A 24,687-nucleotide genomic window follows, 5' to 3' on the forward strand; every position below is an offset into this window, starting at 1 on the left:
AAAAAAAACGGCTAAAATCGCAAAAAAAGATGTAAATTTGCAGAAAAATTTGAAAATAGCTATAAAAAGACATGGCAGATAGAAAAGTAAGGGTGCGTTTTGCCCCTAGTCCAACGGGTGCATTGCACATTGGCGGTGTTCGTACCGCTCTGTATAATTATTTGTTTGCTCGCCAACATGGAGGTGAGCTGGTGTTCCGTATTGAGGATACAGATTCTCATCGTTTCGTGCCTGGAGCCGAAGAATATATCCTGGAATCTTTCAAGTGGCTGGGTATCCAGTTTGACGAGGGTGTAAGTTTCGGTGGAGAGCATGGACCTTATCGCCAGAGTGAACGTCGTGATATCTATAAGCAGTATGTTCAGCAGCTCTTGGATAATGATAAGGCGTATATTGCTTTTGATACTCCTGAGGAGTTGGAAGCGAAACGTGCCGAAATCCAGAATTTCCAGTATGATGCTCATACTCGTATGCAGATGCGCAACTCTCTGACTCTTTCTAAGGAAGAGGTTGATAAACTGATTGCTGACGGAAAGCAGTATACTGTACGTTTCAAGATTGAACCGGGACAGGAAATTCACGTGAACGATATGATTCGTGGTGACGTGAAGGTAATGAGTGATATCCTGGATGATAAGGTACTTTATAAAAGTGCTGATGAATTGCCAACTTATCACCTGGCAAATATCGTAGACGACCACCTGATGGAAATCTCTCATGTAATCCGTGGTGAGGAGTGGTTGCCTAGTGCGCCTTTGCACGTACTTCTTTATAAGGCTTTCGGTTGGGAAGATACCATGCCTCGTTTTGCGCATCTTCCTTTGCTTCTTAAGCCTGAAGGTAAAGGTAAGCTGAGTAAGCGTGATGGCGACCGCCTCGGTTTCCCTGTATTCCCGCTGGAATGGCATGATCCTAAGACTGGCGAGGTTTCTTCCGGTTATCGTGAGAGTGGCTACTTCCCAGAGGCTGTAGTCAACTTCCTGGCGCTCCTCGGCTGGAATCCTGGTACAGAACAGGAAATCTTCTCTCTTGATGAACTGGTGAAGGCATTTGATATTTCACGTTGCTCTAAGGCTGGTGCCAAGTTCGACTTCAAGAAGGGTATCTGGTTCAACCACGAATACATTCTGATGAAGAGCGATGATGAAATAGCTAACCTCTTTGCCCCTATTGTTGCCAACAATGGTGTAGAGGAAACTCTGGACCGCGTAAAGCAGGTGGTACACATGATGAAGGATCGTGTGAACTTTGTCTATGAACTGTGGCCATTGTGTTCTTTCTTCTTCATTGCTCCTACAGAGTATGATGCTAAGACAGCCAAGAAGCGATGGAAGGAATATTCTGCACAGCAGATGACAGAACTTGCAGATGTGCTTGAAGGTATTGAGGATTTCTCTATCGAAGGTCAGGAACCTGTCGTGATGAAATGGGTAGAGGATAAGGGCTACAAACTCGGTGATGTGATGAACGCATTCCGTCTGACTCTCGTAGGTGAGGGTAAGGGCCCAGGAATGTTCGATATCTCAGCCTTCCTTGGCAAGGAGGAAACTCTGCGCCGTCTTCGCAAGGCAATCGAAGTTTTGGGTTAATTCACAATAATTTCTCTCTGAATGGCTTTCTGCAGCATATTGCTGAAGGCTATTCAGAGAGTTCACGTATTTATAGATAGTAACCAATATAAAGAAATATCATGATCTATAATATCGTAATATATTTCGTCCTTTGGGGCATAGCCATTGCAAGTCTGTTTAATGAAAAGGTGCGCAAGATGTGGCGTGGTGAGCGTGAGGCTTTCAAAATATTGAAGCAGAAGGTGGATCCTAACGCTAAGTACATTTGGTTTCATGCTGCATCGCTCGGTGAGTTTGAACAGGGACGACCTTTGATGGAACGTATCCGCAAGGACTATCCTCAGTATAAGATTTTGCTTACCTTCTATTCTCCTTCAGGTTATGAGGTGCGCAAGAACTATGAGGGAGCTGACATCATCTGTTATATGCCGGTGGATACTAGGTTGAACGCCATCCGTTTCCTTAGACTGGTACGTCCTGTGATGGCTTTCTTCATCAAGTATGAGTTCTGGTCTAATTTCCTTCATATCCTGAAGCATCGCAACATTCCTACTTATAGCGTGAGCAGTATCTTCCGCGAGGATCAGGTATTCTTCAAATGGTATGGCAGAAACTATGCTGGAGTGCTGAAGTGCTTTACCCGTTTCTTCGTACAGAACGAAGAGAGTAAGCGATTGCTCGAAGGTATCGGCATCACGGCTGTGGATGTGGTAGGAGATACCCGTTTCGACCGTGTTCTCCAGATAAAGGAGGCTGCCAAGCAATTGCCGATTTGCGAGGCTTTCAGAACAGGAGTAGCTTCATCTCAGTCTGCGGATGTACCTCATCATGATTTCAAGGTATTTGTTGCCGGTAGCTCTTGGCCACCAGATGAGAATATCTTTATACCTTTCTTTAATGAGCATAAGGATTGGCGCCTGCTGATTGCTCCTCATGTCATCGCTGAAGAGCATCTGAAGTTGATTCTTTCTCTGATAAAGGGCAAGAAGGTGGTGCGCTATACGCAAACTACTCCTGAAGAAGCTGCGGAGGCTGATGTCTTGATTATCGATTGTTTCGGATTGTTGAGCAGTATGTACAACTATGGTGATGTGGCTTATATCGGTGGTGGCTTTGGTGTTGGCATTCATAACACCTTGGAGGCTGCCGTATGGAATATGCCGGTTATCTTTGGTCCGAACAATAAAAAGTTTCAGGAGGCTCAGGGCTTGCTGAAATCGGGTGGAGGTTTTGAAATCAATACCTATGAGGATTTCTCAGGTTTGATGAGTTCTCTGATGAATGATGAGACCTTCCTGAAACAGGCTGGCGATATGGCTGGTGCCTTCGTGGCTCATTTGGCTGGCGCTACTGATAAGGTCTTGGCAAGTGTTAAGTTGTAATAGCTTCATTATATACATATACAAGAAAAGGTCTCATGAATGTTTTTCTTCATGAGACCTTTTCTTGTATATGTATGTGCCGTAAACCAGGCATCCTGCCTTTATTTGATAATGCGGTAGTAATCCTCTTTTCTTGGTTTTACGGTATGAGGATGCGCAGAAGCATAACCCAAGGCTAAGGCTCCTACTCCCATCAAACCTTCTGGAAGATTCCAGTCCTTCATCAGCTTCTTGCCTTCTTCTGATGCAAACATGCCGTCTTCACGGTTAATCCAGCAAGATGCAAGGCCGATAGAGTGGGCAGCAAGCATCATATTGCCTAAGATAAGGCTGCCATCTTTCACACCGTTAACGTTGCTTTCTGGTGCCAGAACGATAACGATGGTTGGCGCTCCATAGTAAGGATCGCTTTCTACACCCATGATTTCTGCGTTCATCTTGCGAAGCTGGGCGCAAATCTCAGGATTCTGAACGGCAATGATGAAAGGCTCCTGGGTCCCATGACCTGTTGCTGCCCATGTGCCGGCTTCCAATACCGTCTTCAACTCTTCGTCGGTAATCTGATCTGCCTTGAAGCGACGAATACTTCTTCTCTCCTTAATGGCTTTCAAAACTTCATTTTCCATCTTATCTTGTTTTAAACATTTTATTTAGAAATCTTTTCTCTTTCTTCGCTCTTTTATGCAGGGCATCCGCTTAAATCCTCTTCATCCATATACTGGCTGAGAACCCGAGCAATGCGGATCAGACCCTGCATCAGGGTTTTGCGAGGACAGGCGATGTTGAGGCGCAGGTAGCCCTGGCCAGCCTTTCTGCCATACATCGTACCACTGTTGACGAATACCTTGCCATCGTTCATCAGCTTTTCATAAGCCTCGTCGCTTGACAGTTCGAATGGCAGGATATCGAGCCATACCAGGTAGGTGCCTTCAAGGCGGGTAACGCGAACTTGTGGCAATTCGGTATTGAAGAATTCCTTTACTGCCTGATAGTTCTCGTAGAGATATTGGTTCAATTCATCCAACCATTCTTCTCCCTCATTGTAAGCTGCCTGTAGGGCGATGACGCCGAATGGGTTTACGTCACAAACCTCGTTGATGTTGATGGCACGGTTGATGCGACGGCGCAATGTTGCATCCGGACAGATAATGTTGGCTATCTGAAGTCCTGCAATATTGAATGACTTTGATGGAGAATTCAATACTACGCAGTTGTCACGGCAAGCTTCGCTGATGCTGGCAAATGGAGTATACTGATAGCCTGGCATGATGAGCTCGCAATGAATTTCATCTGCGATGACCTTTACCCCGTGCTTGAGACAGATGTCGTTCATTCGCTCAAGTTCCTCTTTCTTCCATACTCTTCCGGCTGGATTGTGAGGATTGCAGAGAATGAAGGCGGTAGTCTTCTCATCGGCACATTTACGCTCGAAGTCTTCGAAATCTATCTCATAAGTGCAGTTGCCCACACGTTTCAGTTCGTTTTCTACTACTTCGCAGCCGCTGTTTGTAATGCAGGAGAAGAAGCAGTTGTAGACAGGTGTCTGTACCAATACCTTTTCGCCAGGCATGCAGATGGCTTTCAGACAGCAGGAAATGGCTGGTACAACGCCTGAAGTATAGAGAATCCAGTCTTTCTCTATCTTCCACTGGTGGCGGCGGGAGAACCAGCTGATGATTGCCTCGTAATAAGAATCAGGTACGAGGGTATAGCCGAAGATGCCATGAGCTACGCGTTTCTGCAGGGCTTCGATGATGCAGGGAGCTGTCTGGAAATCCATATCTGCTACCCACATCGGAATAACGCCGTCTTCCTTCACCAAATCCCATTTGTATGAGTTGGTTCCACGACGTTCGATGATTTCATCAAAATTGTATTTCATATTTGTTTTCTATCTATGTTGTTTCTTCTATCTATATAGGATAAATCTCTTATTTATATAGGATGATTCTCTTTTTCTCCTAATTGAAATCTTCGTTCATAGACTTTGAATCTCCGTTCAAAGACATTGAACGTACATTCAAAGCTTTTGAACGGCCGTTCAATGTCTATGAACGGAGATTTCAGTTAAGTGTAAGAATAATTAGTTATGGGAACAATAAGTAATTTACTTGATTGTTGTCATTTCTGTAATTACCTCTTAAACTATTTCGATTTATCTGTGATTTCACATGCACCCTTTGGCGCTTTGGCAAACTCAGTATATGTTACGCTTCCCACTTCGTCTGCCTCGATTCTTCCGGAGATAGGGTTCTTGATATTGGTGATACTTCCCTTGATCTGTGCATCGATGTTGGTGCAATCCTCGAAGGCACGGTCGCATTCCTTATCAAAGGTGCAATCCTCCAGAGTTACATGGTCCATGTAGCAGAGAGGCTGCTCGCCGCTGATGTGGCAACGTACGAACTTGATGTTCTTGCTGTGCCAGGCCAGATACTCACCATTCAGTTCCGAATCATAGACGGTTACATTCTCGCATTCCCAGAAACTGTCCTTGGTTGTAATCTTTGCGTTGTGAATCTCCACATTTCTGCAGTATTGGAATACATATTTAGAATCGCTCTCAAGTCCGTCTACATAGATATTCTTGGAGAACATGAATGGATAAGTTCCATCGTGGAGCTTTACGTTCTTCAGTTTCAGGCCATCTACCTTCCAGAATGTCTCATCAGCATCTGTGATGTTTACGTTCTCCAAATCCAGATTCTTCATTTCGCGGAAGAACTTAGGTCCATCGATGGTGCAGTCTTTCATCACCATATTATCACTATACCAGATGGCCGAACGGCTTTCTGGGGCGAAGTAGCAGTCTGTGATAAGGGAACCGTCCACATGCCACCAAGGGTATTTGCCATAAAACTTGGAATGGTGGCATTCTATGTTTTGGCAGCACTTGATGCCCGATTCGCCATCTGTAATCGTAATATCTTCTAAACGCACATCGTGAGCACCGAAAAGAGGGCGCTCGCCCCCGAATGATTTGTTCTTTATCAATTCCATAATTTTCTATTATCCTTTTTTATTTGTTATTTCTGTGTGCAAAATTACAAAAATAATGCCAAATTCGTATAACCTGATTTACAGAAAAATGTAACGATATGGCGTATTTGGGGATAAATGGTCGCTGTAGGGGAAAGATAAATGAAAAAAGGCTGAATCATGAAGCATTTTCACGATTCAGCCCTTATCGAGTTAACTTCTAAAAATCCGAAGCGGAGAATTACAAGTTAGGGTTCATCTCTTTCCACTCAGCTACTGGAGGAACGATGCCGAGCTCTACGATCTCATCGCGCATCTTGCAAAGGTGCTCGTAAGATTTAGCGAGGCTAGCGAGCTCTTCCTCAGTACCTGTAGGCTCTGTGAAGTGAACACCAGTCTTGTCGATAGTAGTAGGCATAGCCATCATTACGTTCTTGAAACCGCACTTGTCGCAGTTTACATAGCAACCTGCTGGCAATGTGAACTTCTCGCCACCCATAGCAGCCTCGATCATCTTAACTGCATTGTAAGCTGGGCTCTGGAATGAAGAACGGCCACGGAGCTTGATGATGTTAGAACCACCCTGTACTGTGTGGTGCTTGATCTCTTCCCAACGCTCGTCAGAAAGACCCATCTCTGCCAATGGCTTGCCGTCAACCTTAACCTGAGAAGCAAATACAGCCATCTGCTCGCCGTGACCACCATAAGTGTGAGCGCCAGTAACCTTATCCTGCTGTACACCGAACTCGAGGGCCAAAGCCTGCTGCAGACGAGTAGAATCGAGAGCTGCGAGTGATGTCAACTGGTTTGGCTTCAAACCTGAGTGGATAAGTGCTGTAAGAGCTGTAACGTCAGCAGGGTTGAAGATAACAACTACGTGCTCAACCTCTGGGCAGTACTTCTTGATGTTGTCACCAAATTCTGCAGCAATCTTGCAGTTGCCCTTAAGAAGATCCTCACGAGTCATACCCTCCTTACGAGGAGCACCACCAGAAGAAATGATATATTTAGCACCAGTGAAAGCCTCCTCTGGGTTAACAGTATAAGTTACGTTAACACCTGGGAATGCGCACTGCTGAATTTCATCGAAAACACCATGTACACCTGGCTCGAAGATATCATAAAGACAGATGTTTGGAGTAAGACCGAGCATCAAAGCGCTCTGTACCATGTTAGAACCAATCATACCGCCTGCACCGACGATAACGAGTTTGTCATTTGTTAAAAAATTCATAACTACAATTCTTATTAAAATGTTTATAATCTTTTTCTCCTGAAAAATAGCGGAATGTATCTGGAATAAAGTTTGTAAAACTCCTTCTTTTTACTTTCCGACCGCAAAATTAATAAAAAGTAATGTAAATCGTGCATATTTTTGCGCTTAAATTTGTTGTTAATTCTTAAAAATGTTATCTTTGTAATCTCTAATTAGCAAAATGCATTATTTGGAGTTAAGTTAAACATTAAATTGCATAACAATTATGAATGAAATCGAATTACGTTTAGCTAGATTGAGGGAGTTGATGAAGCGTGAACATCTTTCTGCTTTCATCTTCCCTAGTACAGATGCTCATCAGAGCGAGTATGTTGCCGACCATTGGCGAGGAAGAGAGTGGATCTCTGGTTTTAACGGGTCGGCTGGTACTGCTGTCGTTACAATGAAATCGGCTGCTTTATGGACTGATTCCCGCTACTTCCTGGCTGCGGAAGAACAGTTGGAAGGTACTGAATATCAGCTGATGAGGCTGAAAATGGAAGGTACGCCTACTATCGCAGAATGGTTGGGAAAAGAATTGCAGGATGTACAATCTCCTGAGGTTGGACTTGATGGCATGGTCAACTCTTATAATTATGTTAAAGATTTAAGCTATTCTCTCCGTAAACTCGGTGGAATTACGCTTAGGACTAATTTGGACCCTTTGGAACAGATTTGGGAGAATCGTCCTTCGCTTCCTGCAAATCCTGTAGAAATTCAACCATTGGAATATGCTGGAGAGACGCTAGCCTCTAAAGTGGCCCGTATCCGTAAGTCTTTGAGAGAACTTCATGCAGATGGTATGCTCGTTTCTGCTTTGGATGATATTGCTTGGACTTTGAATCTTCGAGGTACAGATGTTCATTGCAATCCTGTATTTGTAAGTTATTTGTTGATTGAGAGCGATAAAGTTTCTCTTTTCGTGGATGATAATAAATTATCTCCTGAAGTAAAACAGTATCTTCAAGACAATCAGGTTTCTCTCTATAATTATAATAAGGTGGAAAAATGCCTTGAATCATATTCGGAATATAATATCCTGTTAGATGGAGATGAAACGAGCTATTATCTGTGGAAAACTGTAAAATGCCAGGAAATTGTTGCTGCAGCTTCTCCTATTCCGGCTATGAAGGCTGTGAAAAATGAAGCAGAAATAGAGGGCTACCGTAGTGCGATGCTTAAAGATGGTGTTGCTATGGTTAAGTTCTTGAAGTGGCTGAAACCTGCTGTTGAGGCTGGCGGACAAACAGAAATTTCCATTGATGAGAAATTAACATCGCTACGTGCCGAACAGAAACTGTTCAGAGATATTTCTTTTGATACGATTGCCGGTTATGCGCAGCATGGAGCAATTGTCCATTATGAGGCAACTCCTGAAACAGATGTCGTTCTGAAACCGGAAGGTTTGATTCTGATAGACTCTGGAGCTCAATACCAGGATGGTACTACAGATATTACCCGTACCATAGCCTTGGGGGCCGTATCTGAAGAGATGAAGCATATTTATACCTTGGTTCTGAAAGCGCATATTCAGTTGGAATTGGTTAAATTCCCCGATGGTGCATCAGGAACACAGTTGGATGCTGTAGGAAGAGAGTGTATGTGGCGTGAAGGATATAATTTCTTGCATGGTACAGGCCATGGAGTAGGTTCGTATCTCTGTGTGCACGAAGGCCCTCATCAAATAAGAATGGAGTGGATGCCTACACCTTTGAGAGCTGGAATGACCTTGACGGATGAGCCTGGTTTGTATCTGGCAGGTAAGTTCGGCGTAAGAATAGAAAATACGGTGCTGATTTCAGACTACATGTCTACTGAGTTCGGTAAATTCCTGCAGATAGAGCCTCTTACTCTTTGTCCTATAGATACCACTCCTATAGATGTTGATATGTTGTTGCCTGAAGAGATTGACTGGCTCAATGCTTATCATCATTCAGTTTATGAAAAATTGTCTCCTTTCCTTGATGAAGAGGAGAAAAAATGGCTTGAAAATGCTACAAAACCCATAAAATGAACCTTTTAGAGTAAAAAGTTGAAGAAAAACTTGGTAGTTTGATAAAATAGATGTAATTTTGCACCCGCAAATTGTGGCATTGCCATATTTCGCATTGAATAACATAAGTTTAACATAATAAATTAAAAGCAAAAAAAATGATTATTGTACCAGTTAAAGACGGTGAGAACATCGAGAGAGCTCTCAAGAAGTTTAAGAGAAAATTCGAAAAGACAGGTGTTGTTAAGGAGCTTCGTGCTCGTCAGCAGTATGACAAGCCTTCTGTTTTGAAGCGTCTCAAGATGGAACACGCCATCTACGTACAGCAGTTGCGTGCAAACGAGGAATAAAAGTAAAAAATCCTCAAAAAATTTGGTAGTTTAAAATAATTTTCGTAACTTCGTTGCCGAAATGAAAAAGGTACGACGTTATGTTGAGTATAGATAAGTTCTTGGAATATTTGCGCTCTGAACAGAACAGGTCGCAGAGGACGGTAGAAAACTATCGCGAAGATTTGAAACTCTTTGAGCAGTATGCTAGGAACTTATCTGAATCCTTCACTTGGGAATCTGTTGATTCTGATATGATTCGCAACTGGATGGAGCATATGATAGATGCAGGAAATAAGGCAACCTCGGTTAATCGCCGGTTGAGTGCTTTGAAAATGTTCTATCGGTTTGCTTTAGTCAGACATTATGTGGAGTCGGATCCCGCTCATAGCCTCAAAGGACCTAAGGAAAGTAAACCGCTACCTCAATTCTTGAAAGAAAATGAGATGGATGAGTTGCTTGACAGGAAAATGTGGGGCGATGATTATAATAATGTACGCGCACGTACTATTATAATATTGTTCTATGAGACGGGGATGCGATTGTCAGAGTTGATAGGACTTGATGTTGACGATGTGAACTTTATCAAAAAAGAGATAAAGATTACGGGTAAGGGAAACAAACAACGTATAGTTCCTTTTGGTGACGAGCTTAAAAATGCTCTTTCGGAATATTTGGCTCTAAGAGCACAAAGAGTGATGGTTAGGTCTGGAGCTCTTTTGCTTGCGGATAAGGGCGGACGGATGAGTCCGGTTCAAGTCAGAGAAATCGTGAAGGAGAACCTCGCAAGGGTTTGCTCGTTGAAAAAGAAAAGCCCGCACGTGTTGAGGCATACGTTTGCTACTGCAATGTTGAATCATGGTGCTGGAATAGAAAGTTTGAAAAGACTGTTAGGGCATGCGAAACTCTCGACGACCGAGATTTATACGCATACAACGTTTGAACAGTTGAAACGAGTTTATATTGAAGCCCATCCTCGGGCGTAACCTTTAAAAAATGGAGGTAACTATGGAAATTAAGATTCAGTCGATTCACTTCGACGCTACCGAGAAGTTACAGGCGTTTATCGAAAAGAAAGTCGCCAAGTTAGAAAAAACTTTTGAAGATATACAGAAAGTAGAGGTGCAATTAAAGGTCGTGAAGCCTGCTACTGCCTTGAATAAGGAAGTTCATCTGGAAGTTGCTGTCCCTGGAACCAAGTTGTTCGTAGAAAAGACATGTGACACTTTTGAGGAAGGAATTGACCAGGCAGTGGACTCAATGAAGGTTCAATTGACCAAATTTAAAGAAAAATCAAGGAATCGATAAAAAAAACTCGAAAAAATTTTGTTGATTCAAAAAATAGTTGTATCTTTGCAGCCGTTTTCCGATAGATGGAAATTTAGCCGTATTGCGGCTGCAAAGATTGCCTCTTTAGCTCAGTTGGCCAGAGCACGTGATTTGTAATCTCGGGGTCGTTGGTTCGAATCCGACAAGAGGCTCAGAAAAAAGAAAAGTTTGGGTAGTTACCAGAGTGGCCAAATGGGGCAGACTGTAAATCTGCTGGCTATGCCTTCGGTGGTTCGAATCCATCACTACCCACTTTCTTTGATAAGCGGAAATAGCTCAGTTGATAGAGCACTAGCCTTCCAAGCTGGGGGTCGCGGGTTTGAGCCCCGTTTTCCGCTCAATATATTAACTTGCTGTAATAGCTCAGTGGTAGAGCACTTCCTTGGTAAGGAAGAGGTCCTGAGTTCAACTCTCAGTTACAGCTCTATCGTTCTAGATGTTTAGGATGGTAGAGGAACAGATTATTCATTTATATAAATAAAAAGAAAAGCTATGGCTAAAGAAGAATTCGTGCGTACCAAACCGCATGTTAACATTGGTACAATTGGTCATGTTGACCATGGTAAGACTACTCTGACCGCTGCTATCTCTAAGGTATTGAACGAGAAGCTCGGTACATCTGAGGCAGTTAAGTCATTCGATCAGATTGATAATGCTCCTGAGGAGAAAGAGCGTGGTATCACTATCAACTCAGCTCACATTGAGTATGAAACAGAAAAGCGTCACTATGCACACGTTGACTGTCCTGGACACGCTGACTATGTAAAGAACATGGTTACTGGTGCTGCTCAGATGGATGGTGCTATCTTGGTTTGTGCTGCTACAGATGGTCCTATGCCACAGACACGTGAGCACGTACTTCTTGCACGTCAGGTAAACGTACCTCGTTTGGTTGTTTTCTTGAACAAGTGCGATATGGTTGACGATGAGGAGATGCTTGAGCTCGTTGAGATGGAGCTTCGTGAGATCCTCGAGCAGTATGGTTACGAGGAGGATACTCCAATTGTACGTGGTTCTGCTCTCGGTGCTTTGAATGGTGTTGAGAAGTGGGTTAAGTCTGTTGAGGCTTTGATGGATACAGTTGATGAGTGGATTCAGGAGCCAGAGCGCGAGATTGATAAGCCATTCTTGATGCCTATCGAGGATGTATTCTCAATTACAGGTCGTGGTACTGTTGCTACAGGTCGTATTGAGACAGGTCGTTGCAAGGTAGGTGACGAAGTTCAGTTGCTCGGTCTTGGTGAGGACAAGAAGTCAGTTATTACTGGTGTTGAGATGTTCCGTAAGATTCTTGCTGAGGGTGAAGCTGGTGATAACGTAGGTTTGCTTCTCCGTGGTATCGATAAGGCTGAGGTTAAGCGTGGTATGGTAGTTGTACACCCAGGTGCTATTACTCCTCACGATCACTTCAAGGCTTCTATCTATGTATTGAAGAAGGAAGAGGGTGGCCGTCACACTCCATTCGGTAACAAGTATCGTCCTCAGTTCTATCTCCGTACTATGGACTGTACAGGTGAGATCAAGCTTCCAGAGGGAGTTGAGATGGTAATGCCTGGTGATAACGTAGAGATTGAGGTAGAGTTGATCTACAAGGTTGCTTTGAACGAGGGTCTTCGTTTCGCTATCCGTGAGGGTGGTCGTACAGTAGGTTCTGGTCAGATTACAACAATTCTCGACGATATCAAGTAATTTAGATTTATCTAATTTGCTATATATAACAGACTCCCCTCCTACGGGAGAGGGAGTCTATCTACGGGTTTAGCTCAGTTGGTAGAGCACTGGTCTCCAAAACCAGGTGTCGAGGGTTCGAGCCCTTCAACCCGTGCTAAATAGAAGATAATATGAATAAAATAGTAAATTATTGCAAGGCATGTTACGATGAACTTGCGCATAAGACTACTTGGCCATCACGTGCCGAACTTACTCATAGTGCAATGGTTGTATTATCTGCTTCCCTAGTCATTGCACTTGTTGTGTTCGCGATGGATTCTATTTTCAAAGCCTTTATGGGTGTAGTTTATCCAGGTTAATTTTTTAAGGAAATGGCAGACGCAGGAAATAAATGGTATGTGCTTAAAGCCGTTAGTGGTAAAGAAGCTAAGGTGAAAGAATACATCGAAGCTGAAATGAAGCACAATGATTTACTAGCAGCAAATGTTTCTCAGGTGTTGATTCCAGTTGAGAAGCATGCAACTGTGCGTAATGGAAAGAGAGTCGTTAAAGAAAAGGTCTCTCTTCCAGGTTATGTTTTTGTGGAGGCCAAACTGAAGGGTGATGTAGCGCATACGTTGCGTTTCCTCCCTAATGTTTTGGGTTTCCTTGGAGGTTTGGATGAACCAACACCAGTTCCACAGCGCGATATCAATCGTATGCTGGGTTCTGCAGAGGAGACTGAGTTTGAGGAGAGTCTTGATTGTCCTTACTTGGTTAATGATACCGTTAAGGTTATGGAAGGTCCATTCAGTGGTTTCAGCGGAATCGTTGAAGAGGTTAATGCTGAAAAGCATAAGCTGAAAGTTACGGTTAAGATTTTCGGACGTAAAACTCCGTTGGAATTAGGTTTTATGCAAGTAGAAAAGGAATAGGATTCTGTTACGAGATTGTTATTCCTTATAAGTTTCAATTTTAAATATTAACAAAGAAATGGCTAAAGAAGTTGCTGGATTAATCAAATTACAGATTAAAGGTGGCGCTGCGAATCCTTCACCTCCAGTAGGACCTGCATTGGGTTCTAAGGGTATTAATATTATGGGATTCTGCAAGGAATTCAACGCCCGTACCCAGGACAAAGCAGGTAAAGTGTTGCCAGTAGTTATTACTTATTATACTGACAAGTCTTTTGATTTTATTATCAAGACTCCACCTGCTGCAGTTCAATTGAAAGAGGCTGCCAAAATCAAGTCAGGTTCTGCTCAGCCTAATCGTCAGAAGGTTGCTTCTCTTACTTGGGATCAGGTAAAGGTAATCGCTGAGGATAAGATGAAGGACTTGAACTGCTTTACTGTAGAATCAGCTATGAAGCTCATCGCTGGTACTGCAAGAAGTATGGGTATTACTGTAAAAGGGGACTTCCCTGGTAAATAATTTAAAACTTCAATTAGAAAAATGAGTAAACTGACAAAAAATCAAAAATCAGTAGCTGATAAGGTTGAAGCAGGGAAGGCATACACATTGAAGGAGGCTTCAGAGTTGGTAAAGGAAATTACCACTACCAAGTTTGATGCATCTCTTGATATTGATGTACGCTTAGGTGTTGATCCACGTAAGGCTAACCAGATGGTTCGTGGCGTTGTTTCATTGCCAAACGGAACAGGTAAGGTTACTCGTGTGCTCGCACTCTGTACTCCTGATCAGGAAGCTGCTGCTAAGGAAGCAGGCGCTGATTATGTAGGTCTTGACGAATACGTTGAGAAGATTAAGGGTGGTTGGACAGATATTGATGTCATCATCACAATGCCTTCTTGTATGGGTAAGATTGGTCCTTTGGGTCGTGTACTCGGTCCTCGTGGTTTGATGCCTAACCCAAAGAGTGGCACTGTAACTATGGATGTTGCTAAGGCAGTAAAGGAAGTTAAGCAAGGTAAGATTGACTTTAAGGTTGATAAGGCTGGTATTATCCATACTTCAATCGGTAAGGTTAGCATGACTCCTGAGCAGATCTATGGAAATGCTAAGGAATTCATCAACACAGTTATCAAGCTGAAGCCTGCTGCTGCTAAAGGTACATATATCAAGAGTATCTTTATTTCTAGCACTATGAGTAAGGGTATCAAGATTGATCCTAAATCAGTTGAATAACTCTAAAAGTTTTGTAAAATGAAGAAAGAAGTTAAAGATACTATTATCGCTGAACTTGGACAGAAGTTGCAGGAGTTTCCTCATTTCTATCTTGTAGATGTTACAGGATTGAATGCTGAGAAGACAAGCGCACTCCGTCGTAAGTGCTTCCAGAGCGAGATTAAGATGGTTGTTGTTAAGAATTCCTTGCTTCACAAGGCGTTCGAGGCTTCAGATATCGATTTCTCTGAGCTCTATGGCTGCTTGAAGGGTACTACTGCTGTAATGTTTGCCAATACAGCTAATGTACCAGCTAAGTTGTTGAAGGAATATGACAAGGAAGGTGTTCCAACACTGAAGGCTGCTTATGCAGAGGAAAGCTTCTACGTTGGCGCAGACAAACTTGCAGAACTTTCAGCTCTCAAGAGCAAGAACGAAGTTATCGCAGAGATTGTTGCTTTGCTCCAGTCACCTGCAAAGAACGTTGTTTCAGCTCTTCAATCAGGAAGCAACACTATTCATGGTGTGCTTAAGACATTGGGCGAGCGTCCTGAGTAATCAATCACAATGTTATCATTAATTATAGTATAAACAAAAATAAAATTTAGAATAAAATGGCAGATATCAAAGCTATTGCAGAAGAGTTAGTAAATCTTACTGTTAAGGAAGTTAATGAGTTGGCAACAGTCCTCAAGGACGAGTATGGTATTGAGCCTGCTGCTGCAGCTGTAGCTGTAGCTGCTGGTCCTGCTGCTGGTGGTGCAGCTGCAGCTGAGGAGAAGTCTACATTCGACGTAGTCCTCGCTGAGGTTGGTGGCGCTAAGCTCCAGGTTGTAAAGGCTGTTAAGGAGGCTTGTGGTCTCGGTTTGAAAGAGGCTAAGGATCTCGTAGACGGTGCTCCTTCTACAATCAAGGAAGGTGTAGCTAAGGACGAGGCTGAGAACCTTAAGAAGGCTATCGAAGAGGCCGGTGCTAAGGTAGAGCTCAAGTAATTAGAGTAATACATTTTTTATATAAATGGTTAGGATTCTCCAAGTAGGTGAGTCCTAACCTTTTTGTGTCTTTTATTATATTATTAATAAAACCCATTTAATAACTTCTAATGGCTACAAAAATTGTTGATAACAGAGTAAATTTTGCCAGCGTGCATAATCCGTATCCATATCCGGATTTCCTCGATGTGCAGTTAAAGTCTTTCAAGGACTTCTTACAGTTGGATACTCCGCCTGAGGAACGCAAGAATGACGGTTTGTATAAGGTGTTCTCTGAGAACTTCCCTATTACCGATACACGTAACAATTTCGTTCTTGAGTTCTTGGATTACTATATCGACCCTCCTCGCTATTCTATTGATGAGTGTTTGGAGCGTGGTCTTACATATAGTGTACCTTTGAAGGCTAAGATGAAACTGTATTGTACTGATCCTGATCATGAGGATTTCGGTACATTTATTCAGGATGTGTTCCTTGGTACTATCCCATATATGACCGATAATGGTACTTTCGTGATTAATGGTGCTGAGCGTGTTGTTGTTTCTCAGCTTCATCGCTCTCCTGGTGTGTTCTTTAGCCAGGGTGTTCATGCAAATGGTACCATGCTTTATTCTGCTCGTATCATTCCTTTCAAGGGAAGCTGGATTGAATTTGCAACTGACATTAACAATGTAATGTATGCATATATCGATCGTAAGAAGAAATTGCCTGTAACCACATTGTTGCGTGCTATTGGTTACGAACAGGATAAGGATATTCTTCAGATTTTTGATCTCGCCGAGGAGGTGAAGGTTAACAAGAAGAATATGAAGGCTGCTATTGGTCGTAAGCTTGCTGCTCGTGTTTTGAAGAGTTGGAATGAGGACTTCGTTGATGAGGATACTGGTGAAGTAGTATCTATCGAGCGTAATGAAGTAATCATGGAGCGTGAGACTGAACTTACTGCTGATAATATTGAGGAGATTGTTGAGAGTGGAGCTCAGACTGTTCTGCTTCATAAGGATGAGGAAGCTGCCAACAAGTTTACTATTATCTTCAATACTTTGGCAAAGGATCCAAGTAACTCTGAGAAGGAAGCTGTTAACTATATCTATCGTCAGTTGCGTAATGCTGATCCTGCAGATGACGCAAGTGCACGTGAGGTTTTCCAAAACCTGTTCTTCTCGGATAAGCGTTATGATCTGGGTGAGGTAGGTCGTTATCGTATCAATAAGAAATTGAATCTTGATACTGACATTGATGTTCGTGTCTTGACTAAGGAAGATATTATTGAGATCATTAAATATCTTATTCAGCTGATCAACTCTAGTGCAACAGTTGACGATATCGACCACTTGTCTAATCGTCGTGTTCGTACTGTAGGTGAGCAGTTGGCTAACCAGTTCTCTATTGGTTTGGCACGTATGACCCGTACTATCCGTGAACGTATGAATGTTCGCGACAATGAGGTGTTTACTCCAACAGATTTGATTAATGCTAAGACAATTTCTAGTGTTATCAATTCTTTCTTTGGAACTAATCCATTGTCACAGTTCATGGACCAGACTAACCCTCTGGCTGAGGTAACTCATAAGCGTCGTCTTTCTGCCTTAGGTCCTGGTGGTTTGTCTCGTGAGCGTGCCGGTTTCGAGGTTCGTGACGTACATTATACACACTATGGTCGTCTTTGTCCTATTGAGAGTCCTGAAGGTCCAAACATCGGTTTGATTTCTTCTCTCTGTATGTATGCAAAGATTAATGATCTTGGTTTTATTGTTACTCCTTACCGTAAGGTGAATGATAGCAAGGTCGATATGGCTAATGAGGATGTTGTATACTTGACTGCTGAGGATGAAGAGTCTAAGATTATCGGTCAGGGTAATGCGCCTTTGACTGTTGATGGTTCTTTCATTCGTGATGTAGTAAAGTGTCGTCAGGATGCTGATTATCCTGTTGTAGGTCCGGATCAAGTTGATTATGTTGACGTCTCTCCACAGCAGATTGCTTCTGTATCCGCAGGTTTGATTCCATTCTTGGAGCATGATGATGGTCACCGTGCGTTGATGGGATGTAACATGATGCGTCAGGCTGTACCATTGCTTCATAATGATGCACCAATAGTTGGTACTGGTCTTGAGAAGCAAGTTTGTGAGGATTCACGTACTATGGTTACTGCAGAAGGTGAGGGCGTTATCGAATATGTTGATGCTACAACTATCCGTATCCTTTACGATCGCACAGAAGACGATGAGTTTGTAAGCTTCGAACCAGCTTTGAAGGAGTATCGTATTCCTAAGTTCCGTCGTACCAACCAGAATATGACCATCGACTTGCGTCCTATCTGTAATAAGGGACAGCGTGTAAAGAAGGGTGATATCCTGACTGAGGGTTATGCGACAGAAAACGGTGAGTTGGCTTTGGGCCGTAATTTGCTTGTAGCTTATATTCCTTGGAAGGGTTACAACTATGAGGATGCTGTTGTTATTTCTGAACGTATGGTTCGTGATGACGTATTGACATCTGTACATGTTGACGAATACTCTCTTGATGTCCGTGAAACTAAGCGTGGAGTAGAGGAATTCACATCTGATATCCCTAATGTCAGCGAGGAAGCTACAAAGGATCTTGATGATAATGGTATCGTGCGTGTTGGTGCAAGAATTGAACCAGGTGATATCATGATTGGTAAGATTTCGCCTAAGGGTGAAAGTGATCCTTCACCAGAAGAGAAGTTGCTTCGCGCTATCTTTGGTGATAAGGCTGGTGATGTGAAGGATTCTTCATTGAAGGCAAATCCATCATTGAGCGGTGTTGTTATTGACAAGAAGTTGTTCTCTCGTGCTATCAAGACCCGTGAGTCAAAGAAGCAGGATAAGATTATTCTTGCTAAGATTGATGAGGAGTATGAGGCAAAGGGTGATGACTTGAAGGATATCCTCGTAGACAAGTTACTTACGCTTACAGAAGGTATGACTTCTGAGGGTGTTAAGGATTATACAGGTGCTGAGATTATCACCAAGGGCAGTACCTTTACTGCTACAGCCTTGAAGAATTTGGAGTATGATGGTGTTCAGTCTAATAAGTGGACTAAGGATGAGCATACCAATGGCTTGATTCAGAGACTTATTATGAACTATATCCGCAAGTATAAGCAACTTGATGCTGAATTAAAGCGTCGTAAGTTTGCTATCACTATTGGTGATGAACTTCCATCAGGTATTCTTCAGATGGCTAAGGTATATATTGCTAAGAAGCGTAAGATCCAGGTTGGTGATAAACTTGCCGGTCGTCATGGTAATAAGGGTATTGTGTCTAAGGTAGTTCGTTTGGAGGATATGCCATTTATGGCTGACGGTCGTCCTGTTGATATGGTATTGAATCCATTGGGTGTGCCTTCACGTATGAACCTTGGTCAGATATTCGAGTGTATCTTGGGTGCTGCAGGTAAAAAGTTGGGTGTAAAGTTTGCTACTCCTATCTTTGATGGTGCTAAATTGGATGATCTCTCTGAATGGACAGATAAGGCAGGCTTGCCACGTTTCTGCTCAACTTATCTTTATGATGGTGAGACAGGAGAGCAGTTTGACCAGCCAGCTACTGTTGGTATGACTTACTTCTTGAAGTTAGGTCATATGGTTGAGGATAAGATGCACGCTCGTTCTATCGGTCCATACTCTTTGATTACACAACAGCCACTTGGTGGTAAAGCACAGTTTGGTGGTCAGCGATTCGGAGAGATGGAGGTCTGGGCTATCGAGGCATTCGGTGCAAGCCACGTTTTGCAGGAGATCCTGACTGTTAAGTCAGATGATGTTGTAGGACGTAGCAAGGCATACGAAGCAATCGTAAAGGGCGATCCAATGCCAACTCCTGGTATTCCTGAGTCACTTAACGTATTGCTCCATGAGCTTCGTGGCCTTGGTTTGAGCATCAAACTTGATTAATTTTGAGAACCCCTAATTTATATATAGAAACATGGCTTTCAAAAAAGATACAAAGGTAAAGAATAATTTTACGAAGATTACCATCGGTCTCGCTTCGCCAGAGGAGATCTTGGAAAATTCGTATGGTGAGGTTACTAAACCGGAAACCATTAATTATCGTACATATAAGCCGGAGCGTGATGGCTTGTTCTGCGAGCGTATTTTTGGTCCTACTAAGGACTATGAATGCGCCTGCGGCAAGTACAAGCGTATCCGTTATAAGGGAATTGTCTGCGACCGATGCGGTGTAGAGGTTACAGAGAAGAAAGTTCGTCGTGAACGCTCTGGTCACATTGAGCTTGTCGTACCTGTTGCTCATATTTGGTATTTCCGTTCTCTTCCAAATAAGATTGGTTACCTTTTAGGTATGCCGACCAAGAAACTTGATGCTGTCATTTACTACGAGAAGTATGTAGTTATCCAGCCTGGTATTCTTGAGGGAAAGACTGATGCTGATGGTCTTGAATTGAACGGTTCTCACAAACTTGATCTCTTGTCAGAAGATGAATATATGGCTCTTCTTGACCAGTATGATCCTAATGGTGACAATGAACTTTTGGACGATACGGACTCTAATAAGTTTATCGCAAAAATGGGTGCTGAAGCAATTTATCAGTTGCTCCAGAATGTAGACCTTGACTCTTTGTCATACGAACTCCGCGATCGCGCAAATAACGATTCAAGTCAGCAGCGTAAAACTGAGGCTCTGAAGCGTCTGCAAGTTGTAGAAGGTTTCCGTGCTAGTAAAGGTATTAATAAGCCAGAATGGATGATCATGAAGATTATTCCTGTTACTCCACCTGAGCTTCGTCCGTTGGTACCATTGGATGGTGGTCGTTTTGCAACATCAGACTTGAATGACCTCTATCGTCGTGTGATTATCCGTAACAACCGTTTGAAGAGATTGGTTGAGATCAAGGCTCCTGAGGTTATTCTCCGTAACGAGAAGCGTATGTTGCAGGAGGCTGTTGACAGCTTGTTCGACAACTCACGCAAGAGTTCTGCTGTTAAGAGTGAGAGCAATCGTCCTTTGAAGTCACTCTCTGACTCTTTAAAGGGTAAGCAGGGTCGTTTCCGTCAGAACTTGCTGGGTAAGCGTGTTGACTATTCTGCCCGTTCTGTAATCGTTGTAGGTCCAGAGTTGAAGATGGGTGAGTGTGGTCTTCCAAAACTGATGGCTGCAGAGCTTTACAAACCATTTATCATCCGTAAGTTGATAGAGCGTGGTATCGTAAAGACTGTAAAAAGTGCCAAGAAGATTGTTGATCGTCGCGAGCCAGTTATCTGGGATATTCTTGAGAATGTAATGAAGGGTCATCCGGTTATGTTGAACCGTGCCCCTACGCTTCACCGACTCGGTATCCAGGCATTCCAGCCTAAGATGATTGAGGGTAAGGCTATTCAGTTGCATCCATTGGCATGTACAGCGTTCAACGCCGACTTCGATGGTGACCAGATGGCTGTTCACCTTCCATTGAGCAATGAGGCTGTTTTGGAGGCTCAAATCCTGATGCTCCAGAGTCATAACATTCTCAACCCAGCTAATGGTGCGCCTATCACCGTTCCTTCTCAGGATATGGTGCTTGGTCTTTACTATATTACTAAGATTCGTCCAGGTGCAAAGGGTGAGGGCTTGACATTCTATGGTCCTGAAGAGGCATTGATTGCTCGTAACGAGGGCCGATGTGATCTTCATGCTTTGATTAAGGTTGTAGTTGATGACTTGGTTGATGGTACAATCCAGAAACGAATGGTAGAAACTTCTGTTGGACGTGTTATCGTTAATGGTATCATTCCTGATGAAGTTGGCTTCTTCAATGATGTGATTTCCAAGAAAACCCTCCGTGGTTTGATTTCTAATGTTATCAAGGCTGTTGGTATGGCTAAGGCTTGTGAATTCCTTGATGGAATCAAGAACTTAGGTTATCGTATGGCTTATGTCGCAGGATTGTCATTCAACCTTGGTGATATTATTATTCCACCAGAGAAGGAAGCTATTGTTGAGCGCGGTCGCAAGGAGGTTGAGGAAATTACCAATAACTATAATATGGGTTTCATCACCAACAAGGAACGATACAACCAGGTTATTGATGCGTGGACTCACGTAAATACAGATTTGGGTAATATCTTGATGAAGGAGATGACCGAAGCTGACCAGGGATTCAACGCCGTATACATGATGCTTGATTCCGGAGCCCGTGGTTCTAAGGATCAGATTAAGCAGTTGTCTGGTATGCGTGGTTTGATGGCTAAACCTCAGAAGGCTGGTGCAGAGGGCGCGCAGATCATCGAGAACCCTATCCTTTCTAACTTTAAGGAGGGTATGTCTGTATTGGAGTACTTTATCGCTTCTCACGGTGCCCGTAAGGGTCTTGCTGATACAGCTATGAAGACTGCCGATGCTGGTTATTTGACTCGTCGTCTTGTAGACGTTTCTCACGATGTTATTATCACCGAAGAGGATTGTGGTACATTGCGTGGCTTGGTTTGTACAGCTTTAAAGAATGGTGATGAGATTATTTCATCTCTTTATGAGCGTATTTTGGGTCGTGTTTCTGTGCATGATGTTATTCATCCAACAACTGGTGAACTGATTGTCAAATCTGGTGAAGAAATCACCGAGGCTAAGGCAAAGGCTATTGATGAATCTCCTATCGAGAGTGTTGAAATTCGTTCGGTTCTCACCTGTGAGAGCAAAAAGGGTGTCTGCATGAAGTGCTATGGCCGTAACTTGGCAACGGCCCGTATGGTACAGTTGGGTGAAGCCGTTGGTGTCATCGCTGCTCAAGCTATTGGTGAGCCTGGTACACAGTTGACTCTCCGTACATTCCACGCCGGTGGTATTGCATCTAATGCTGCTGCCAATGCTAAGATTGCTGCGAAGAATAAGTCTCGTATCGAGTTTGATGAGTTGAGTACAGTACCATTCGTAGAGGAAGATGAGGAAGGAAACGATATCAAATGCGAAAAGGTAGTAAGCCACTTGGCTGAAATTCGTTTCGTGGATCCTAATACAAACATCGTTCTTGCAACTTTGAATGTTCCTTATGGTTCTTCATTGTATCACAAGGAGGGTGAAATCGTAGAGAAGGATACCGTTATCGCCCGTTGGGATCCATTCAACGCCGTTATCGTCAGCCAGTATGCCGGTACATTGAAGTTCAATGACGTTCAGAAGGATCAGACTTATCGTGCTGAGGTCGATGAGACTACAGGTTTGGAGGAGAAAATTATCACCGATTCCAAGAATAAGGCAATGGTTCCATCTTGTGATGTTATCGATGCTAATGGTGAAATCCTTGGTACATACAACTTCCCTGTAGGTGGTCACTTGGCTGTTGAGGATGGACAGACAATTAATACCGGTGAGGTTTTGGTTAAGATTCCTCGTGCTGTAGGTGGTGCAGGTGATATCACTGGTGGTCTCCCTCGTGTAACTGAGCTTCTTGAGGCTCGCAACCCTTCTAACCCTGCTGTTGTATCTGAAATCGATGGTGAGGTAACTATGGGTAAGGTAAAGCGTGGTAACCGTGAGATCATCGTAACATCTAAGACTGGCGATCAGAAGAAGTATCTTGTATCTCTTTCTAAGCAGATCTTGGTACAGGAACATGATGCTGTACGTGCTGGTACTCCTCTTTCTGATGGTAGTGTAACTCCTGGCGATATTCTCGCCATCATGGGTCCTACCGCTGTTCAGGAGTATATTGTTAACCAGATCCAGGACGTTTACCGTCTTCAGGGTGTGGCTATTAATGATAAGCATTTTGAGGTTGTGGTACGTCAGATGATGCGTAAGGTTCGTATTGACGATCCAGGTGATACTACCTTCTTGGAGCAAGAGTTGGTTGATAAACTTGACTTTGCAGAAGAGAATGATCGTATCTGGGGTAAGAAGGTTGTTACTGACGGTGGTGATAGTGAAAGTCTCAAACCTGGTCAGATCATAACGGCTCGTAGATTGCGTGATGAGAATTCAGCATTGAAGCGTCGCGACTTGAAACTTGTACAGGTTCGTGATGCCGTATCTGCAACTTCTACACAGATCCTTCAGGGTATTACTCGTGCTGCTCTTGGTACTAAGAGCTTTATGAGTGCTGCATCATTCCAGGAAACTACTAAGGTTTTGAATGAGGCTGCTATCCGTGGTAAGGTTGATTACCTTGAGGGTATGAAGGAGAATGTAATCTGTGGTCACTTGATTCCTGCAGGTACTGGTCTTCGTCAGTGGGATAAGCTCATCGTAGGCTCTAAAGAAGAATATGAGCGTATGCAGGCTAATAAGAAAAATGTGCTCGACTATGCTGATTCTCCAATAGGAGAATAATCGTAGAATAGAGTACTATATATAAATAGGTATAATGAGGGTGCGTCATAAGTCTATGGCGCACCCTTTTGTTATCTGCAACTGATGAAAAAAAGCAAAGAATCAGGATTCCATCTTCTGTTGTCTTATGATGTTTTTTTAAAATAAGTGGCAGATTATTCGTTTTTTTCAGATATTATGTGTAAATTTGCACTATCATTTAAAGTTTAATCCTATTAACTTAGTAAAATTATGGAAGAAAATAAGAATAATCAACAGCAGCAGAATCAGTTCCAGATGGGCATCAGCCCTGAAGTTGCAGAGGGTACATACTCTAACTTGGCACTGATTACACATTCTAGTTCAGACTTCATCTTGGATTTCGCATGTGCACTTCCTGGCATGCCTGCACCTCAGATCAAGAGTCGTGTTATCATGGCACCTGAGCATGCTAAGCGATTGCTCCAGGCATTGCAGAGTAATATTTATAACTACGAGCAGTCCTTCGGTAAAATTGAGTTGCCTGATGAGCAAGAACGTACAATCGCTCCATTCGGCACACCAAAAGGTGAGGCATAATGTACTACAGCATACATACTAAGACTAAATTCTCTGCTAAATTCCGCTTTTTCTTTATAATATTCGTTTTTAATAGTTATATAAAGTTAAAACCAACCCTCCTTTTTTAAAAGTCTCCTTAATATTTAGGTAGTTTGCCGAAAAAATCGTACCTTTGCACCCCGAAAAGGCTCTATAAAGTAGTGGCTTACATCGAAATAAGACAATAAATAAAAATAAATATATAAATTAAA

20 protein-coding genes and 5 tRNA genes are annotated in these 24,687 nt (G+C 42.9%); 21 read left to right on the plus strand and 4 right to left on the minus strand.

The window, feature by feature from the left end:
- Positions 1 to 71: 71 nt before the first annotated feature.
- Both gltX and DWV53_RS07670 read left to right on the plus strand, forming a co-directional pair.
- A complete protein-coding gene (gene gltX, locus DWV53_RS07665) occupies positions 72 to 1,589 on the plus strand; it encodes a glutamate--tRNA ligase (RefSeq protein ID WP_022122130.1) in 1,518 nt (505 codons plus the stop codon).
- Between the two features lie 104 nt (positions 1,590 to 1,693).
- Positions 1,694 to 2,953, plus strand: a complete 1,260-nt coding sequence (locus DWV53_RS07670; protein ID WP_118152807.1) for a 3-deoxy-D-manno-octulosonic acid transferase — start codon at positions 1,694 to 1,696, stop codon at positions 2,951 to 2,953.
- A 101-nt stretch (positions 2,954 to 3,054) separates the two neighbouring features.
- Here the strand turns inward: DWV53_RS07670 and DWV53_RS07675 are convergent, their stop codons facing one another.
- From DWV53_RS07675 to DWV53_RS07690, 4 genes are all read right to left on the minus strand, one after another.
- The gene (locus DWV53_RS07675) at positions 3,055 to 3,579 is read right to left on the minus strand and encodes a nitroreductase family protein (protein ID WP_117586702.1); all 525 of its coding nucleotides are present in this window, start codon (positions 3,577 to 3,579) and stop codon (positions 3,055 to 3,057) included.
- Positions 3,580 to 3,632: 53 nt separating this feature from the next.
- Positions 3,633 to 4,835: a MalY/PatB family protein gene (locus DWV53_RS07680; RefSeq protein ID WP_022122133.1), complete on the minus strand. Its 1,203-nt coding sequence runs from the start codon at positions 4,833 to 4,835 to the stop codon at positions 3,633 to 3,635.
- 263 nt (positions 4,836 to 5,098) lie between these two features.
- Positions 5,099 to 5,953 (minus strand): DUF3737 family protein, encoded by an 855-nt coding sequence (locus DWV53_RS07685; RefSeq protein ID WP_118152775.1) that lies wholly within the window; start codon positions 5,951 to 5,953, stop codon positions 5,099 to 5,101.
- 220 nt (positions 5,954 to 6,173) lie between these two features.
- A complete protein-coding gene (locus DWV53_RS07690; protein ID WP_117586705.1) occupies positions 6,174 to 7,166 on the minus strand; it encodes a malate dehydrogenase in 993 nt (330 codons plus the stop codon).
- 247 nt (positions 7,167 to 7,413) lie between these two features.
- On the opposite strand from DWV53_RS07690, the gene DWV53_RS07695 reads away from it, so the two are divergent.
- The 19 genes from DWV53_RS07695 to DWV53_RS07785 all read left to right on the plus strand — a co-directional run bounded on the left by DWV53_RS07695 (position 7,414) and on the right by DWV53_RS07785 (position 24,454).
- Entirely contained in the window at positions 7,414 to 9,201 is a 1,788-nt protein-coding gene (locus DWV53_RS07695) for an aminopeptidase P family protein (protein ID WP_181992448.1), read from the plus strand.
- A 137-nt stretch (positions 9,202 to 9,338) separates the two neighbouring features.
- Positions 9,339 to 9,530 carry a 30S ribosomal protein S21 gene (gene rpsU / locus DWV53_RS07700; RefSeq protein WP_006848852.1) on the plus strand — a complete coding sequence of 64 codons (192 nt, stop codon included), beginning with the start codon at positions 9,339 to 9,341 and terminating at the stop codon, positions 9,528 to 9,530.
- Between the two features lie 80 nt (positions 9,531 to 9,610).
- The gene (xerA, locus tag DWV53_RS07705) at positions 9,611 to 10,495 is read left to right on the plus strand and encodes a site-specific tyrosine recombinase/integron integrase (protein WP_181992449.1); all 885 of its coding nucleotides are present in this window, start codon (positions 9,611 to 9,613) and stop codon (positions 10,493 to 10,495) included.
- Between the two features lie 22 nt (positions 10,496 to 10,517).
- Positions 10,518 to 10,817, plus strand: coding sequence for a ribosome hibernation-promoting factor, HPF/YfiA family (gene hpf / locus DWV53_RS07710; protein ID WP_022122138.1), 300 nt, complete (start codon positions 10,518 to 10,520; stop codon positions 10,815 to 10,817).
- Between the two features lie 99 nt (positions 10,818 to 10,916).
- A tRNA-Thr gene (locus DWV53_RS07715) sits at positions 10,917 to 10,990 on the plus strand.
- Positions 10,991 to 11,008: 18 nt separating this feature from the next.
- Positions 11,009 to 11,090: transfer RNA gene (locus DWV53_RS07720), tRNA-Tyr, on the plus strand.
- Positions 11,091 to 11,103: 13 nt separating this feature from the next.
- A tRNA-Gly gene (locus DWV53_RS07725) sits at positions 11,104 to 11,176 on the plus strand.
- Between the two features lie 14 nt (positions 11,177 to 11,190).
- A tRNA-Thr gene (locus DWV53_RS07730) sits at positions 11,191 to 11,262 on the plus strand.
- 68 nt (positions 11,263 to 11,330) lie between these two features.
- Positions 11,331 to 12,527, plus strand: coding sequence for an elongation factor Tu (gene tuf / locus DWV53_RS07735; RefSeq protein ID WP_117586707.1), 1,197 nt, complete (start codon positions 11,331 to 11,333; stop codon positions 12,525 to 12,527).
- 63 nt (positions 12,528 to 12,590) lie between these two features.
- Positions 12,591 to 12,663: transfer RNA gene (locus tag DWV53_RS07740), tRNA-Trp, on the plus strand.
- A gap of 16 nt (positions 12,664 to 12,679) precedes the next feature.
- Positions 12,680 to 12,868 (plus strand): preprotein translocase subunit SecE, encoded by a 189-nt coding sequence (secE, locus tag DWV53_RS07745; protein ID WP_006848848.1) that lies wholly within the window; start codon positions 12,680 to 12,682, stop codon positions 12,866 to 12,868.
- A gap of 12 nt (positions 12,869 to 12,880) precedes the next feature.
- Positions 12,881 to 13,423 (plus strand): transcription termination/antitermination protein NusG, encoded by a 543-nt coding sequence (gene nusG, locus DWV53_RS07750; protein WP_118152781.1) that lies wholly within the window; start codon positions 12,881 to 12,883, stop codon positions 13,421 to 13,423.
- Between the two features lie 58 nt (positions 13,424 to 13,481).
- The gene (gene rplK / locus DWV53_RS07755) at positions 13,482 to 13,922 is read left to right on the plus strand and encodes a 50S ribosomal protein L11 (protein ID WP_006848846.1); all 441 of its coding nucleotides are present in this window, start codon (positions 13,482 to 13,484) and stop codon (positions 13,920 to 13,922) included.
- Between the two features lie 21 nt (positions 13,923 to 13,943).
- Positions 13,944 to 14,636, plus strand: a complete 693-nt coding sequence (rplA, locus tag DWV53_RS07760; RefSeq protein WP_117586709.1) for a 50S ribosomal protein L1 — start codon at positions 13,944 to 13,946, stop codon at positions 14,634 to 14,636.
- Positions 14,637 to 14,654: 18 nt separating this feature from the next.
- Entirely contained in the window at positions 14,655 to 15,173 is a 519-nt protein-coding gene (gene rplJ, locus DWV53_RS07765; RefSeq protein WP_117586710.1) for a 50S ribosomal protein L10, read from the plus strand.
- A 56-nt stretch (positions 15,174 to 15,229) separates the two neighbouring features.
- On the plus strand, positions 15,230 to 15,607 hold the full coding sequence (gene rplL, locus DWV53_RS07770) for a 50S ribosomal protein L7/L12 (protein ID WP_006848843.1): 378 nt from the start codon (positions 15,230 to 15,232) through the stop codon (positions 15,605 to 15,607).
- Positions 15,608 to 15,717: 110 nt separating this feature from the next.
- The gene (rpoB, locus tag DWV53_RS07775; protein WP_022122142.1) at positions 15,718 to 19,530 is read left to right on the plus strand and encodes a DNA-directed RNA polymerase subunit beta; all 3,813 of its coding nucleotides are present in this window, start codon (positions 15,718 to 15,720) and stop codon (positions 19,528 to 19,530) included.
- A 31-nt stretch (positions 19,531 to 19,561) separates the two neighbouring features.
- Positions 19,562 to 23,896 carry a DNA-directed RNA polymerase subunit beta' gene (gene rpoC / locus DWV53_RS07780; protein WP_118152783.1) on the plus strand — a complete coding sequence of 1,445 codons (4,335 nt, stop codon included), beginning with the start codon at positions 19,562 to 19,564 and terminating at the stop codon, positions 23,894 to 23,896.
- Positions 23,897 to 24,127: 231 nt separating this feature from the next.
- Entirely contained in the window at positions 24,128 to 24,454 is a 327-nt protein-coding gene (locus tag DWV53_RS07785) for a DUF3467 domain-containing protein (protein ID WP_118152785.1), read from the plus strand.
- Positions 24,455 to 24,687: the final 233 nt, after the last annotated feature.

This window comes from Segatella copri, assembly GCF_003465495.1.
Taxonomy (GTDB): domain Bacteria; phylum Bacteroidota; class Bacteroidia; order Bacteroidales; family Bacteroidaceae; genus Prevotella; species Prevotella copri_G.

Excerpts from the sequence above, each read along its gene's own strand:
- gltX (WP_022122130.1), top strand. The coding sequence starts at position 72 with ATGGCAGATAGAAAAGTAAGGGTGCGTTTTGCCCCTAGTCCAACGGGT.
- DWV53_RS07675 (WP_117586702.1), bottom strand. The coding sequence starts at position 3,579 with ATGGAAAATGAAGTTTTGAAAGCCATTAAGGAGAGAAGAAGTATTCGT.
- DWV53_RS07680 (WP_022122133.1), bottom strand. The coding sequence starts at position 4,835 with ATGAAATACAATTTTGATGAAATCATCGAACGTCGTGGAACCAACTCA.
- DWV53_RS07685 (WP_118152775.1), bottom strand. The coding sequence starts at position 5,953 with ATGGAATTGATAAAGAACAAATCATTCGGGGGCGAGCGCCCTCTTTTC.
- DWV53_RS07690 (WP_117586705.1), bottom strand. The coding sequence starts at position 7,166 with ATGAATTTTTTAACAAATGACAAACTCGTTATCGTCGGTGCAGGCGGT.
- DWV53_RS07695 (WP_181992448.1), top strand. The coding sequence starts at position 7,414 with ATGAATGAAATCGAATTACGTTTAGCTAGATTGAGGGAGTTGATGAAG.
- rpsU (WP_006848852.1), top strand. The coding sequence starts at position 9,339 with ATGATTATTGTACCAGTTAAAGACGGTGAGAACATCGAGAGAGCTCTC.
- xerA (WP_181992449.1), top strand. The coding sequence starts at position 9,611 with ATGTTGAGTATAGATAAGTTCTTGGAATATTTGCGCTCTGAACAGAAC.
- hpf (WP_022122138.1), top strand. The coding sequence starts at position 10,518 with ATGGAAATTAAGATTCAGTCGATTCACTTCGACGCTACCGAGAAGTTA.
- tuf (WP_117586707.1), top strand. The coding sequence starts at position 11,331 with ATGGCTAAAGAAGAATTCGTGCGTACCAAACCGCATGTTAACATTGGT.
- secE (WP_006848848.1), top strand. The coding sequence starts at position 12,680 with ATGAATAAAATAGTAAATTATTGCAAGGCATGTTACGATGAACTTGCG.
- nusG (WP_118152781.1), top strand. The coding sequence starts at position 12,881 with ATGGCAGACGCAGGAAATAAATGGTATGTGCTTAAAGCCGTTAGTGGT.
- rplK (WP_006848846.1), top strand. The coding sequence starts at position 13,482 with ATGGCTAAAGAAGTTGCTGGATTAATCAAATTACAGATTAAAGGTGGC.
- rplA (WP_117586709.1), top strand. The coding sequence starts at position 13,944 with ATGAGTAAACTGACAAAAAATCAAAAATCAGTAGCTGATAAGGTTGAA.
- rplJ (WP_117586710.1), top strand. The coding sequence starts at position 14,655 with ATGAAGAAAGAAGTTAAAGATACTATTATCGCTGAACTTGGACAGAAG.
- rplL (WP_006848843.1), top strand. The coding sequence starts at position 15,230 with ATGGCAGATATCAAAGCTATTGCAGAAGAGTTAGTAAATCTTACTGTT.
- rpoB (WP_022122142.1), top strand. The coding sequence starts at position 15,718 with ATGGCTACAAAAATTGTTGATAACAGAGTAAATTTTGCCAGCGTGCAT.
- rpoC (WP_118152783.1), top strand. The coding sequence starts at position 19,562 with ATGGCTTTCAAAAAAGATACAAAGGTAAAGAATAATTTTACGAAGATT.
- DWV53_RS07785 (WP_118152785.1), top strand. The coding sequence starts at position 24,128 with ATGGAAGAAAATAAGAATAATCAACAGCAGCAGAATCAGTTCCAGATG.